Genomic DNA, 14560 nt, shown 5'->3' with positions numbered 1-14560 from the left:
CCCCTACACCGGCTACCTCACCCTGGCCTTCCTCGCCGCCGTCCTCATCATGATCCTCGCCGACTCCCCCTGGACCCTCCTGGCCACCGCCATCGCCATCATCCTCATGGTCGCCGGCTGGTACGCCTGCCGCGACCGCATCCACCAAATCGCCGCCACCCGCAACGGCCACACCGGAACAGCACCCGTCATCGCCAACCGACCCCTGCGCGGGAGGTGATTTCCTTGCACGGAGCACTTCACCCAGTGTTGTAAGCTGGGTGAAGCCCTCCGGGGCAACGCGGCCGTAGCTCAATGGCAGAGCGCACGCTTCCCAAGCCTGATACGCGGGTTCGATTCCCGTCGGCCGCTCCAATGTGCCCGATGCCCCTTCAGCCACTGGCTGTGGGGGCATCGCCGTTTGAGCGCGCGGGCCGTTTCGCATAAGAGCGCCGGGGTATTGCCGCCTCGTGGACGCAAACTACTCCCCCACCACCCGCAGCCATCGCCATGGGTGGTGGTGGAAGGCGCTCCTCATCGGGCTCGCCCTGTGGATCGCAACGATTTTCGTCACGGCGTCAACGCTCAACTCGAATCTGATCCCGACGCTTATCCTGCTCGGAAGCTTCCTCGTGCCTTTCAGCGTGGTGCTCTTCGCCGTCGAACGCGTCACCGGAAATCTCGCTCCAACCCACGTGTTCCTCGCGTTCTTCGCCGGCGGCGTCGTGGGCGTCCTGGCCGCTTCGCTGCTCGAGGCCGATCTGCACGTGACAACGTGGATCTACCTCCGTGTCGGCCTCATCGAGGAGGCTGTGAAAGCCGTGGTGCTGCTCGTCGTCGGCCGCTCGGTGGTGCCCAAGACGGCGCGGCAAGGAGCGCTTCTCGGCGCGGCGGTCGGGGCGGGGTTCGCGGCCTTCGAATCCGCGGGGTACGCGTTCAACGCCGCGGTCACTTCCCAAGGCATCGATCTCGCCTCGATGCTGCAGACCGAGGCGATGCGGTCCATCCTCACGCCTGTCTGCCACGTGCTGTGGACGGCGCTCCTGGGTGCGGTGATCTTCGGCGCCACGGACCGGGCTGCGAAGTACCGGTTCACAGGGCTGGTCATTGTCGCCTTCATCGCGGTCGTGATCCTGCACGCCCTCTGGGACTCGATGGGCGGGATCGCGGCCCTTCTCGCCGTCGTCGTCACCGGGAACGCGGTGCCGGCGCTCCAATATGGCTTCCTGCGCCCTGGGACATCCGGCGAGGTCTCATCACTTTCCTCGCTGTTCTATTTCGGAGGCATCCTCATCATTTCGGTGGCCGGCCTCGGCGGGCTCCGGCTTGCCCTCCGCCGCCACAATGACGCCGCCCGGCGGCTACCGCCCAACCCCCATCCGGGCCGACCCATCTGACACGGACGCGGCCCGGGCATGCGGGCCGCCCAGAGGCCGAGCAGGGGCCCGCGTGCCATCTGGACAGCGGCGCGCATGCCACCCGACAGCAGCAGACGGGGCTGGCCATAGCCGCCGCGACACACGCGGAGGATTGACAGCACGGATGTGACGTGGTTCATTGGAAAGCGCTTACCAAGCGTTATCCGGACCGCTTCCACCAGGGGCCAAGGCACCGGACGAGCGTTACAGTCACGATGACCTAGGAGGGTCTCATGCACGAAGAGGTGCGCGGGCAATCGAGCCCCGAGCAACAGCAGAAGCCCGGAAACATGCACAAGAAGGCGGCCCTGAGCGGCTTCTTCGGCAGCACTTTGGAGTACTACGACTTCTCCATCTACGCCTCCGCGGCCGCTCTTGTCTTCCCGTCGGTCTTCTTCCCGAGCGGCAACCCGACGGTAGCCCTCGTCGCGTCCCTCGCGACCTACGCCGTCGGCTATGTAGCGCGCCCCATCGGTGCCTTCGTCCTCGGCAACTGGGGCGACCGCCATGGCCGTAAGAACGTCCTCGTCTTCGCGCTGTTGCTCATGGGCTTCACGACGTTCGCCGTCGGCCTCCTGCCCACGTACAGCCAAGTGGGCGTCCTCGCCCCGATCCTTCTCGTGGCGCTCCGACTCATCCAGGGCTTCGCCGTCGCCGGTGAGCTCAGCGGCGCGAGCGCCCTCATCGCCGAGCACGCACCCGCCGGCAGGCGCGGCTTCTTCACTAGCTTCAGCCTCCAAGGAACCCAAGCCGGCAGCATTCTGGCGTCCGCTGCCTTCATCCCGCTCTCCGCGATGCTGCCCGCCCAGGCCTTCCACTCGTGGGGCTGGCGCGTGCCGTTCCTGCTCAGCGCGCTCGTCGTCGTCGCCGCTTACCTCATCCGTCGGCGCGTGTCGGAGACCCCCGTGTTCCTTCAGGAGGCCAAGCAGCACGTGGTGCCTCAGGCACCCATCGTCCAGGTGGTCCGCGAGAGCGGCTGGACCATCTTCCGCGCGATCCTCATGGGCCTCACGAATGTCATCGGCACGACGGCCGCGGTCTTCGGCACCGCCTACGCGACCCAGCCCTCGTATGGGATCAAGATGAGCCCGTCGACCTACCTGTGGATGCCGGTTATGGCCAATATCGTCGCCGTCATCCTCATCCCCTTCTTCGGCAAGCTCTCCGACCGGATCGGCCGCCGGCCACTCATGATCTTCGGCTCGCTCAGCTCCGGCGTGCTCTCTTTCGCCTACCTCTGGGCGATCAGCCAGAGGAACGTCGTGCTGACGCTCGTGCTCGCGATCCTCATGTGGGGCGTCCTGTACCAGATGTGGAATGCGACGTTCGCGAGCTTCTTCCAAGAACTGTTCCCAACCCGCACCCGAGTCACTGGCTTCGCTGTCTCCCAGAACATCGGCCTGCTCATCGTCGCGTTCCTGCCGACCGTCTTCACCCTCGTGGCCCCTCCCGGTTCCGCGAACGTCCCGCTGCTGATCGGCGGCCTAACGCTCGGGCTCGCGGTCATCTCGGCCATCGCGACCTGGGCCACCCGCGAGACCTCGCAGCTCAGCCTCGATGCGCTCGATACCGCCGACCGCTCCGCTGTCCACGAGACGGGGGCGGCCGCCAAGACAGCCTAAGCACGCGCACGCCCTCCGTCCCGCCCGGTTGTGATTTCCCAATCGGGCGGGACGCGGCGTGTCCCGAGGGAATCGCACGCTGGGCGGCTCAGAAGTGGGCTGGACCGCGGGCCGGCGCCCGGCAAGCGCTTATTCCTCGCGCTTCCCCCGCAGCCACAGACCCAGGAGACCCGCGACAACGGCAGGCACGGCACCGCCGAGCAGCAGGGCCCAGCGCGTCCCCCACAGCTGAGCGAGGCCGCCGAGCATAGGCCCACCAAGCGCCTGTCCTCCCATGAGGACCATCGTGTAGAGACTCATGACGCGGCCGCGGATCGCCATGTTGGCACTGGTCTGCACCAGCTGGTTCGCCGAGGTCAGGAAGGTCAGGGCACAGAACCCGGAAACCGTCATGAGGGCGCCGAACACGGGAAGGGACGGCATGAACGAGGCGAGGGCGAGCAGCGCGCCATAGAGTCCGGCGCCGAACACCACGGTCCTGAGCCGGAGAAGCCGACGGCGGGCCGAGGCCACAGCACCGGTCAGGGAGCCGAGAGCAACGAGAGTGTTGAGCAGGCCGTAGCCGCTCGCGCCGACCCCGAAGACATGGTCGGCGTATCCGGCGAGCAGCACGGGCAGGCTCAGGGCGAAAACCGCGACAGCGCCCGCGAGCACCCAGGGCCAGCGGATGGTCGGCTTAGCCCAGGCGTAGCGCACGGCTTCGCGCAGCATGCCCTTCGCCTTCGGCGTGGGAGGCGCGGTGTGCAGCTCGTCCACGCGAAGCATCGAGAGCATGACGACGGTGATCGTGCAGGCCACCGCGTTGAAGACGAACGCGTACCCGCCCCCGACCGCAGAGAGCAGCCCCCCTGCGACCGCAGGCCCAATCAGCCCGCCGAGCTGGAAGATGGTCGAGTTCATGCTGATCGCGTTCCGCAGGTACTGCGGACCCACGAGCTCGTTGACGAACACCTGGCGCGATGGCTGGTCGAGCACGGTCACGAGCCCGAGGACGACCGCAATGGCGTAAACGTGCCACACCTCAAGCGAATGGGTGAGCGCGAGCGCAGCGAGGGTCGCGGCGCAGAGCCCGGCGGTGGCCTGGCAGATCTGGAGGAGACGCCGCTTCGAGAACCGATCGGCCATGAGACCGCCCCAGGGGCCAAGCAGGAGCACCGGCGTGAACTGCATCGCCACCGTTACGCCGACGGCCGCCACGGAGCCAGAGAGCTGGAGCACGATCCAGTCCTGGGAGATGCGCTGCATCCAAACAGCGATGACGGCGATGAAATTCGATGCGGCGAAGAGCCGGTAGTTGTGGACACGGAGCGAGATGAACGTGTGGCGCCAAGGCAGCCGTTCCGGGATGACGGCGATGGGCTCAGTGGACGGGTTCACGGGGCCCGGAGTGAGGGAGGCTCGGATGGAGTCGGACGCGGAAGAGGGCACGGCGGAGCTGGGCGAGGTCACGGAAGAGTCCTGAAGTTTCGTTCGGGTCAGTTGAGCATTCGAGTAATTCCACGCTAGGCAGCTCGGAAACCATTGCGGAAGATTATTTGCCATATAAGAGCTATTGCATTCTGCAATTCGCCCCGAAAGGATGGGAGACATGTTCGATCCCGTCCATCTCCGCAGCTTCCTTGCCGTCGCAGAGCACCTCAGCTTCACTCTCGCGGCGGAGCGCCTCGGAATCGCACAGCCCACAGTGAGCCAACACGTTGCGAAGCTGGAAAAGGCCGCGGGCCGAGGACTGTTGATCCGTGACACCCACGGCGTACGCCTCACCGACAATGGCGACGCGATGGCGGGCTTCGCCCGGACCATTCTCGCTGCCCATGACGAAGCCCTGCGTTACTTCCGCGGCTCCGCGATGCGCGGGCGACTCCGCTTCGGCACGGCCGACGACCTCGCTATCACCGGCCTGCCAAAGATCCTCCGTGAGTTCCGGCGCGCCTATCCCCAGTTGAACCTCGAGCTCACGGTCAGTCAGAGCGATGATCTGCACCGCCGGCTCAAAGCGGGCCAACTCGACCTCGTATTCATCAAATGGGTCGCTGGAGCCCAGGAGGGGACGGTCGTACGGCACGACGTCTTCTCCTGGGTCGGCGTCGAGCAGACCTCCCTCGAGCGCGACCAGCCGGTCCCACTCGTCGTCTACCCCTCACCGAGCCTCAGCCGGACCCTCGCGATCGAGGCACTCGAGGCGAGCGGCCGCACCTGGAAGGTCACATGCAGCACGAAGCAGATCGCGGGCGTCCTCGCGGCGGTGCGCGCAGGCCTCGGAGTCGGCGTCATGCCTACCACGCTCGTCCCCGAGGACCTCTCGATCATCACGCGCCGCTTCGACCTTCCGCCGGTGGGTGATGTCGACTTCACGCTCATCCGCAATCCGCTCGCGAACTCCGCTGCGGTCGACGCGCTGACCGATGCGATCATGGGGCGGACGCTGAGCCGGACGTAGCGTTGGGGCGGCGGGAAGGCACGACGACGTAGCACGCCGAGCGAGTGAGGCTCGCCACGGCGCGCCCGAGGGTGCCGGAGTAGACTGGCCTGCGATGAACCGCACAATGTTCAAGTCGAAGATCCACCGCGCGACGGTCACGCACGCCGATCTGCACTACGTCGGCTCGGTGACGATTGATCTGAACCTGCTCGAAGCCGCCGACATCCTGCCGGGCGAGCTCGTCTCAATTGTCGACGTCACCAACGGGGCACGGCTTGAGACGTACACGATCGCGGGCGAGCGCGGGTCCGGCGTCATCGGGATCAACGGTGCTGCAGCACACCTGATCCATGAGGGAGACATCGTCATCCTCATCAGCTATGCAGCGATGAGCAATGAGGAAGCCCGAGAATTCGTGCCGACGATCGTGCATGTGGACGCCGACAACAAGGTCGTCGAACTCGGCACAGACCCGGCCGAGGGCATTACGCCCGGCCTCATGCGGCCGCCTTTCGCCATCCAGGCACACCTCAACTGAGCCCGGCCGCTCCTCCAACTCATCCGACGCGCCGCGATGCGAAATCGGTTTCTTTCCGCTGAGAAACGTGCCCTAGGCTGTACCCCGTGCAAAGGACTGGCCTAGAAACCCGCGGTAGCGCGCTGTGCTAGGGGTCCTCTCCGGGTTCTTCGTCGTCTGGGCGATCATTGGCACTGGCTGGTTCGTCGCGCGGAAACAGCTTCTGGGCGAGGGTGCACAGGCCGTGCTCAGCCGTCTCTCGTTCTTCGTCGCGAGTCCCGCGCTTCTCCTCGACACCCTCAGCAACGCCGACCTCCGCACCGTCTTCTCGTCCCACCTGCTCGTCATCACGGTGAGCTCGGCTCTCGTCGGAATAGTCTCGTTCGGGGCATTCCGGTTCATCCGGCGACGCGAACTGCCGGAGGCCCTCATCGCCTCGATGAGCTCGTCGATCGCCAACTCGGGAAACCTGGGCATCCCGATCGCGGTCTTCGTCCTGGGCAACGCGAGCTACGTGGCACCCCTGCTGATCTTCCAGCTCGCGCTGCTCACGCCGTCGTACTTGCTCATCCTGGACGGCACGACGTCGACGGCGAAGCCGGGCGCGGCCCGCGCCCTCCAGTTCGTGCTCCCCGTCGTGACGAACCCGAACATCGTCGGATCCGCCATCGGCCTCGTCCTTGCTGGGACCGGCTGGAAGCTCCCGGACCTCATCATGCAGCCGATCCACCTCATCGGGGGTGCGGCGATCCCGGCCATTCTCATGGCCTTCGGAATATCCCTCCACGGTTCACGCCCGCTTCGAGCCGACGACGGGCGACGCTTCGATACAATGCTCGCCTCCGTGCTCAAGCTCGTGGTGCACCCGCTCATCGCGTTCGCCTTCGCGCGGTTCGCCCTCGGCCTGGGTGGCCACGCGCTGTTCGCCGCCGTCGTGACGACCGGCCTGCCGACCGCCCAGAACGTCTACGTAGCAGCTCAGCGATATCAGCATGGCCTCATCGTCGCGAAGGACACGGTGCTCATCACGACAGTCCTCGCCGTCCCCGCGATGGCAATCATGGCAGCGCTGCTCTCGTAATCGGTGGCTCACGTCTCGGGTACAGATACGGCACGCTTTAGCGAGAGCCCAAAGCGAACGACGACGAGCGGCGACTTCCGCCGCGAAGGCGCCGGCCGTCGTCGTACCCGGAAGCCGCAGAAAGAAGATTAGCTGTTCCCGAGATGGCTTGGAGGTGGAGTATGCGTACCCGAAATGGCCTGAAAGCCGTTGCCGGTTAGGCTAGCGACATGCTTGCTCTGACTTCGACCCACTTCCGCACGATTGCCCCGTGCGTGGCCGAGGCCACGACGATCCGTCCGTGAGTGCGCTGTCCGTGATGGGGGGAACGCGGAAGCCGGCGAACCCGCTGCGGGTCGCGCTGCTCTGGGGATTGGGCCTCGTACTTGCCGTCATCGCTGCGATCGTCTCGGTCAAGGCCGTCGCCAGCGGGCAGGGACCGGACCAACCGGTTCGCGCGTACCTGGACGCGCTTCAAGCGGGCGACGGCGGCCGTGCACTGGGCGCGCTGCATGCCCAAGTCCCCTCCGGGAGCGCCGCGCTCCTCGATGGTGCACCCCTGCGCGATTCGATGTCCCGTGTGCGTGACCTCAATGTCGGAACCGCGCGGCCGGCGGCCAACGGCAGAGAGTCCGTGCCGGTGACCTTCACCTCCGGTGGGAAGAGCTACACGAGCAGCTTCCTTGTGGAGCAGACGGGATCCGATTGGGTCTTCTTCCCGCGCTGGAGCATCGTGCCCGACCAATTGCCCGTCCTTCAGGCCTCGGTCGTGAATTCTTCACGCGCGACCATCAACGGCACAGCCGTGAACATGCCGTCCGGCCACAATTCCTTTCCCGTTTTCTATCCGGGAAGCTACGTGGGCTCCCTGCCCGGTGAGTATTTTGCTGCAAGTCCGGTAACAACCGTGGTGTCGCAGAAGAGCAGCACCGAGTCCATGTCTCTCGACACCAAGGCCACCCCGGCCCTCACCACTGCACTCGACGCGAAAGCCAAGGACTTCCTGGACCAATGCGCCAAGAGTGCCTCGTCGCAGCAGCGATTGCAGCCCGACTGCCCGTTTTCCTATTCCACGGACAACCGCATTGTCGACGGCAGCATCGCGTGGTCGATCACCCAATATCCCAGCGCAAGCGTCACGCCGTTCAGCGGCCAATGGACGGTCTCGCCGCTGTCGGGAAAGGCGCGGCTGACAGCGCGGCAGATTGACCTCTTCACCGGTCAGGTGAGCCCGCTGAATGTGGAGACGGACTTCATCTTCAGGGTGAATCTCAGCGTTTCAGGCACCACGATCACCATGACTCCTGTCCTCGGCTAGCCGACTCAGAGAGCGCCCAGGCACGTCGCGGGCACGTCAGTTCATCCCGCGCAGGTCCAGGACGAGCTCAGATTCCGCCCCCTCCTGCAGCACGACCGGAATACCCCAGTCCTGCTGGTACAGGTGGCACGCAGCATGGTCCGGGATCTCTTCGCCCGGAGCGCCGTCGCACGCGGCCGCACGCGCCGTGATATGCAGCACGCCCTCGGCCACATCGGCATCGAGCTCGAGTGTCCGGAGGAGACCCTGAGAGGTCCCTGCACCCGCCTTAAGGAGCTCCGGAGGCGTCGACGAAATCTTGAGCTGCGTCGGGTCGCCCCAACGCTCGTCGAGCTTCTGCCCGGTTGGCGCCTTGAAGCGAACCGTCAACTCGAGGGCCCCAGGCGCGAGGGCGGACTTGGGCCGCTGCGTCTGGCTCGCGCCCTCATCGACCTGCTGGGCGTCCTTCGGGATGGGCACGAGGGTGAGCTCGTGCCGGTTGGTCTGGGTCACAAGGAGCAGCGGTTCGCCCTCCTCCGGGCGAACGACGACGACGTCACTCGGCTCAGCAAGGCCCCGTGCGAGGGTCGAAACCGCCTGCACAGAAGGGTCGTACCGGCGCACAGCGCCGTTGTAGGTATCCGCGATTGCCACCGAGCCATCGGGAAGCACGGTGACACCGAGCGGGTGCTGCAGGCGCGCTTCACGAGCATTGCCGTCTCGGAAGCCGAAGTCGAACAGGCCCTTGCCGACGGCCGTTTCGACCCGGATGCGGCTCCCCGAGCTCTCGGCATCGGCCCCGATCAGCACATGCCGAAGTGCAGAGGTCTCCGAGTCAGCAACCCAGAGGTTTCCTTCAGCATCAACCGTGAGTCCCGAAGGCTGGGCAAACCAAGCCTCGGGTCCTGCACCATCAAGCAGGCCCTCGAGCCCCGACCCTGCAAGGATCGCGACCTCGTTCGTCAGCGGGTCAAAGGTGAAGAGCTGATGGGTCCCGGCCATCGCAATGACCACCTTCCGCAGCTTCTCACTCCACACAACATCCCAAGGTGAGGACAGCGAGACATTCGTGCCGTGGCCCACGTAGCCGATGTCGAAGGAGTCGCCAGCGTAGTCGTTGGCGTGCTCGTCAAGGAAGATGCCCTCGTCGGCGGCGGTCGTCCCGTCGGAGGCGTTGCCTGCGGCACCCGGGCCGGCCTTCGTCGTCGTCCGCCCTCCGGCCCAGGTCCCGGCCCCGTCGCCGTCGACGCGAGCCGGCCCCGCGTCGAGCAGCCGCTGAATCCCATTCCCGGCGATCGTCTGGACATGGCCAGAGCTCAACGTCACCCCCCGCAGGCGGTGGTTGACCGTGTCGGCAACCACGGCATCGTAGCCGGTCTGCCATGAGATGTCGGCGGGGAGGATTGCGATGCCTTGGGGCTCGTTGAACTGAGCAGCCTGGGCTGCACCGTCTGTATAGCCCTTCGTCCCAGAACCAATCACGCGTTGGACGGTCTCGAGATCGGCACGGAGCTCTACAAGACGGTGATGGCCTGTGTCGACCACCAGGAAATTGCCGTTCTCAAGCGTGACGGTCTGGCCGGGGAAGCGGAGTGTGCGCGAGACGGGCTCGGGCGGGACATAGGGCCCGTTCCCGCGATGCAGTGTGCCCTTCCCCTCATGCTCGGAGACGAGCTCCTCGATCAGGACCCCGAGGCCTGCCGAATGCCCCTCGCCGGACAGATGCGCAACGATGTAGCCCTCAGGGTCCACGACGACGAGCGTCGGCCAAGCCCGCGCGGTGTAGGCCTGCCATGTGAGGAGCTCAGGATCGTCGAGCACCGGATGGTGGATCTCGTAGCGCTCCACGGCGGCGGCAAGCGCGAGCGGGTCCGCCTCGTGCTCGAACTTTGGCGAGTGAACACCCACCGTGACGAGGACGTCGCCGTACTTGTCCTCGAGCGGGCGCAACTCATCCAGGACGTGAAGGCAGTTGATGCAGCAGAACGTCCAGAAGTCGAGGATAACGATCTTGCCGCGCAGCGAAGCAAGGTCGAGTTCAGTCCCGCCCGTGTTCAGCCACCCACGGCCAGCGAGCTCGCTCGCGCGTACGCGGTGGGGTGTGCGCAGGCCAGCGGTGGCGCTGGTGCTGACGGACTCGGCAGACTCGGCGGTCACAGGCACTCCTGACGTGTCGGCAGATGAAGGGTTGTTAGGGGCAACCCCATTATCAAAGGCTTTGTTCCGGTGCCCATCCGGTGGCGTAGCCCCGCGTCATATGCCGCGGGTCCGGTCCCTTTCCTCGAGCTTGTTGAACATTGCGTTGTACGCCTCAAGTTCGGCGTCGTGGTCCCGGTCGGCGGCCCGGTCACGTCGTTTTGTCTCGCGCGCATCGGACCGCGACCACATGAGGGCCACCCCGATCGCGACCACGAGCGTCGGAATCTCCCCGATGCCCCAAGCCACCGCACCCCCCTGCTGCTGATCCGCGATGGCGGAGAGACCCCACGCTCGGCCGAGGTTGCCGAAGTAGGTCGGCTCGAGGAGCACGTTCGAACCCATAAGGGTGACACCGAAGAAGGCGTGGAAAGCCATCGTCGCGAACAGGAGGAGCAGGCGCAGCGGGTACGGGGCGCGGCGCGGGAGCGGGTCTGAACCGATCATCGTGAGGATGAAGATGTAGCCAGTGAGCGTGAAGTGGACGTTCATGAGCTCGTGGCCGATGTGGTCCCGCATCGCGTAACCGAACAGGTCCGAGTAGTAGAAGATGATGATCGAGCCCGCGAAGTTCGCGGCCGCAAAAAGCGGGTGGGTGATGAGCTTCGACCACCACGAATGCACGAAGACGAGGATCCACTCCCGCAGCCCCCGGCTGCCATCCTGCCGTGGCTGAAGGGCCTTGAGCGCGAGCGTGATGGGCGAGCCGAGCACGAGCAGGAGAGGCGCGACCATAGTGAGCATCATGTGGTCGACCATGTGCGCCGAGAACAAGACCCGCCCGTACACGGCCGGAGGCCCACTCGTGATGTACGTCAGGACAACGAGACCCGCGTACCAGGAGGCGCTCCGCGGCCAGAACCACGAGTCACCGCGGCGTCGCACCTTCAGGAGGCCGAGGGCATACGTGACGGCCCCGAAGACCGCGATGGCAATCCACAGCCAGTCCGGGCGCCACTCCGTGAACCACCGCGAGGTCGTGAGCTCGGGCGGGAGGTTGTAGCCAGAAAGGATGAACGCAGGCGATGCGTTCGAGGCGTAGGAGGTAGGCTGTGGCGGCGCAGAACGGCTCAGCGCGACCGCGAGGCCGGACACCCCGCCCATGACAATCGCTTCTACCCCAACGAGCTGCCACAGCACGCGTCGTGGCGAAGCTCCGCGCGAAAGCTGCGGGATGACCCATCGCCGGTGCATGTAGCCGATCCCTCCGAGGACGACGGCGAACACGACCTTCCCGATGATCAGCTGTCCGTAAGACGACCCGAACAGCGCTTCCCAGCTCGGCACGCGCAGGGACGCGTTGATGATGCCTGAGACAACGACGAGGATGAAGCAGCACAGCGCGAGCGCCGAGTAGCGCCGCAGGACCGCCTCGAGCAGATCCTGCCCCGACGTTCGCCCCGAAACAGTTCGAACGCGCCCGGCAAGTGTCCCTCCGAGGAGTGCAAGCACGCCGAGGCCACCAACCCAAAGGGCCGCGCCGACGAGGTGGAGGCCCAACGAGTTGACGGCCGCCTCATGGTCCCCCGAACTGGCGGAGTGGCCAATCAGGGCCATCGGGATGAGACCGCCGACGGCGAGCAGGAACGTCAGGGCGAGGCCGGTAAGCGAGCGCACGGCGAACAGAAGGGTGCCTACCGTCGCTGCGATGATGACCGTGATGAGCCAAGCTCGGCCTACATCGAGCTGGGTCATGTAGAAGACGAGCTGCTTGGTGAAGTCCGAGCTGCCCGAGACCGGCTGGCCGATCAGATCGGAGTCGGTGAAGACCAAGACGGCTACAGCGCTTGCAGTCCAGACGAGCGAGGCCAAGGTCGCGATCTGGAGCGCGCGGCTGAACGCCGGGTGCTCCTCCGGCTGTCTGGACGCGTCGCCGCGGGGAACACTGTGTCCGCGCTCTGGGCGCCTCACGTGGGGGAGGATGCCGACCGCGAACGCCAGACCACCGATGACGAGAGACGCAGAGACGTTCAGGGTGGTCTGGGCGATGGGGAGGCCCCATCGGACCAAGGCCCCCGGGTCGAGAACCTGCCGGGCCCCTGCCGCGCCAGAGAAGACGAGGGCAGCAACGAGCACGACAACCGCTGCACCAGCAGCCCCGTACAGATAGCCCCTCGTGGTTCCGCGCTCCTCGCTGCTGACGCGGGAGGGGGTGGGGGCAGATCGTGTGGAGCTCGGCACCCGACTATTCTCCCAGATGCGGAGGGACCTGAGATCCGGGGTTCGGGGCTATGTGGATAAGACCACGAGTTCAATTGAACGAGGTGGGCCCTAAAACCAGCGGGGGCGGCGGTCGCAACCGCCGCCCCGAGGTCTGAAAGTGCTGCTACTTGGTCGAAGCAGCGGCCTTGAGCTTGGAGCCGGCGGTCAGCTTGACGCCGAAACCAGCCGGGATCTGGATCTCTTCGCCGGTCTGCGGGTTGCGGCCCGTACGGGCAGCACGCTCGGTGCGCTCGACGGCGAGCCAGCCCGGGATGCTGACCTTCTCGCCATTGGCGACGGAGCTCTCGAAGACCTCGAACAGTGCGTCGAGCACACCGTTGACGGCAGTCTGGCTGAGGTTGGTCTTGCCCGCCACCTCGGCAACAAGCTCGCTGCGGTTCTTAGCCATGTGTCCTCCTGGACGTCGGTTGGTACGTCAGCCCGCGAGCATTCGCCCGGAACTGCTGGTGACGAAACTACCAGCTAATGGGCGGCATGCCAGCAGATTCCCCCTGTTTTCAAGGATTTTTGGGCCAAATGGTGCTCTTGCGCACCTGAACGGGGGCGTAGCGTGGTGCTGTGACCGTCTCACCCGCCGATCTTCTCTCGCGGGAACAGGTCCAACTCCTTGGCCAGTGGCTCGGCGAATGGGACCTAGAAGAGGACATGTCTTGGGGAGTGCAGGACATCCGGGTGCTCCGTCTAGGCACTTCGCGGGGACCCGTCGTCGTCAAGGCCAGCCCGACCTTGCATCATATTCAACGCGAGATCAGGGCGTATCGGCAGATGACCGAACCGCTTGGAACTCGCTCACCCCGCCTCCTATATGGCGACGGCCGAGCGGGCTTGGTGGTCTCGACGTGGCTCCCAGGGCGGCTCGTCGAAGGCGGTCCGTTCGAATATTCGGCGGAAGCATTTCGGCAAGCGGGCGAGATCCTCGCCCTGCTCCACCGACCAGTTCAGGAGACGCGAAGCTATGACCCTGCCGCGGCGCACAAGATCGGCGACTTCCTCCGTCGTGCGGGCCACCTCGCTCCGCCACCGCACCTCGAAGCCGCGCGCCAACTGGTCCGAGCACACCGCCCGGCACCGAGGACGCTCTATGCGACGCATGGCGATTACCAGCCGCGCAACTGGCTCGAAGACGGAGGGACCGTCGCCGTCATCGACTTCGGCCGCGCTGGCTACAGGCCCTGGGTGACAGACCTCGTGCGGCTTGAGCACGCGTACTTCACGGATCACCCCGAATTGCGGACCGCTTTCCTCACAGCGTACGGGCGCGATCCCGCGGAGGAACCGGGTTCGTGGCTCCTCGACAACCTCCTGCAGTCGTTGGGCACCATTGTGTGGGCGCACGACGTCGGGGACGCCCCTTTCGAGGAGAGCGGCCGCGAGATGCTCGCTCGGGTCATCGAACGGTTCGCCTAGGTTCCGGTCCTTGCCCGCAGCCCTGTGGCGGGCGTTGGTTGGCGTACCCGGAACGGCCAGGGGCGCAGGTTGGCGTACCCGGAACGGGCAGGGGCGTTCGTTCGCGTACCCGGAACGGGCAGGGGCGTTCGTTCGCGTACCCGGAACGGGCAGGGGCGTTCGTTGGCGTACCCGGAACGGCCAGGGGCGCACGTTCGCGCACCCGGAACGACCCAGGGGCGTTGGTTGGCGTACCCGGAACGGCCAGGGGCGTTCGTTGGCGTACCCGGAACGGGGGGCTTGGTGGGGGGGTTTTAAATGGCTCGAGGGCCCCACGGTCGTTGTGGGGCCCTCGGGTGGTGGTGTTGTCCGGCGGTGTCCTACTCTCCCACACCCTGGCGGGKGCAGTACCATCGGCGCTGTGGGGCTTAGCTTCCGGG

General features: G+C 66.0%; 11 protein-coding genes, 1 tRNA gene, 1 rRNA gene and 1 pseudogene. 9 read left to right on the top strand and 5 right to left on the bottom strand.

Annotated features, from left to right (window positions below):
- From LK10_RS22335 to LK10_RS14325, 4 genes and pseudogenes are all read left to right on the top strand, one after another.
- Positions 1-220, top strand: a pseudogene (locus tag LK10_RS22335) (amino acid permease); the annotation flags it as partial.
- Positions 221-280: 60 nt separating this feature from the next.
- A tRNA-Gly gene (locus tag LK10_RS14335) sits at positions 281-354 on the top strand.
- A gap of 95 nt (positions 355-449) precedes the next feature.
- Positions 450-1376: a PrsW family glutamic-type intramembrane protease gene (locus LK10_RS14330; RefSeq protein ID WP_043125019.1), complete on the top strand. Its 927-nt coding sequence runs from the start codon at positions 450-452 to the stop codon at positions 1374-1376.
- A 254-nt stretch (positions 1377-1630) separates the two neighbouring features.
- Positions 1631-3019, top strand: coding sequence for an MFS transporter (locus LK10_RS14325; protein WP_081998561.1), 1389 nt, complete (start codon positions 1631-1633; stop codon positions 3017-3019).
- A gap of 129 nt (positions 3020-3148) precedes the next feature.
- Here LK10_RS14325 and LK10_RS14320 read toward each other — a convergent pair whose 3' ends face one another.
- A complete protein-coding gene (locus tag LK10_RS14320; RefSeq protein WP_408021461.1) occupies positions 3149-4468 on the bottom strand; it encodes an MFS transporter in 1320 nt (439 codons plus the stop codon).
- A 139-nt stretch (positions 4469-4607) separates the two neighbouring features.
- On the opposite strand from LK10_RS14320, the gene LK10_RS14315 reads away from it, so the two are divergent.
- The 4 genes from LK10_RS14315 to LK10_RS14300 all read left to right on the top strand — a co-directional run bounded on the left by LK10_RS14315 (position 4608) and on the right by LK10_RS14300 (position 8336).
- Positions 4608-5459: a LysR family transcriptional regulator gene (locus tag LK10_RS14315; RefSeq protein ID WP_043125017.1), complete on the top strand. Its 852-nt coding sequence runs from the start codon at positions 4608-4610 to the stop codon at positions 5457-5459.
- A 94-nt stretch (positions 5460-5553) separates the two neighbouring features.
- A complete protein-coding gene (panD, locus tag LK10_RS14310) occupies positions 5554-5979 on the top strand; it encodes an aspartate 1-decarboxylase (protein ID WP_197061949.1) in 426 nt (141 codons plus the stop codon).
- A gap of 124 nt (positions 5980-6103) precedes the next feature.
- Entirely contained in the window at positions 6104-7039 is a 936-nt protein-coding gene (locus LK10_RS14305; RefSeq protein WP_043125014.1) for an AEC family transporter, read from the top strand.
- 280 nt (positions 7040-7319) lie between these two features.
- Positions 7320-8336, top strand: coding sequence for a hypothetical protein (locus LK10_RS14300; RefSeq protein WP_231567782.1), 1017 nt, complete (start codon positions 7320-7322; stop codon positions 8334-8336).
- A 36-nt stretch (positions 8337-8372) separates the two neighbouring features.
- Here the strand turns inward: LK10_RS14300 and LK10_RS14295 are convergent, their stop codons facing one another.
- The 3 genes from LK10_RS14295 to LK10_RS14285 form a co-directional block, all read right to left on the bottom strand.
- Entirely contained in the window at positions 8373-10472 is a 2100-nt protein-coding gene (locus LK10_RS14295) for an NHL domain-containing thioredoxin family protein (protein ID WP_231567781.1), read from the bottom strand.
- A 96-nt stretch (positions 10473-10568) separates the two neighbouring features.
- Entirely contained in the window at positions 10569-12692 is a 2124-nt protein-coding gene (locus LK10_RS14290) for a cytochrome c oxidase assembly protein (protein WP_052207381.1), read from the bottom strand.
- Between the two features lie 145 nt (positions 12693-12837).
- Entirely contained in the window at positions 12838-13122 is a 285-nt protein-coding gene (locus LK10_RS14285; protein ID WP_043125012.1) for an HU family DNA-binding protein, read from the bottom strand.
- A 170-nt stretch (positions 13123-13292) separates the two neighbouring features.
- Here LK10_RS14285 and LK10_RS14280 point away from each other — a divergent pair, with 170 nt between their 5' ends.
- Positions 13293-14141, top strand: a complete 849-nt coding sequence (locus tag LK10_RS14280) for an aminoglycoside phosphotransferase family protein (protein WP_043125009.1) — start codon at positions 13293-13295, stop codon at positions 14139-14141.
- Positions 14142-14487: 346 nt separating this feature from the next.
- Here the strand turns inward: LK10_RS14280 and rrf are convergent.
- A 5S ribosomal RNA gene (rrf, locus tag LK10_RS23130) occupies positions 14488-14560 on the bottom strand; the annotation flags it as partial.

This window comes from Sinomonas humi (genome assembly GCF_000802235.1).
In the GTDB taxonomy this organism is placed as follows: Bacteria; Actinomycetota; Actinomycetes; order Actinomycetales; family Micrococcaceae; genus Sinomonas; species Sinomonas humi.
The sequence above is the reverse complement of the archived record's forward strand: the minus strand, read 5'-3'. Positions and strand labels throughout refer to the sequence as shown.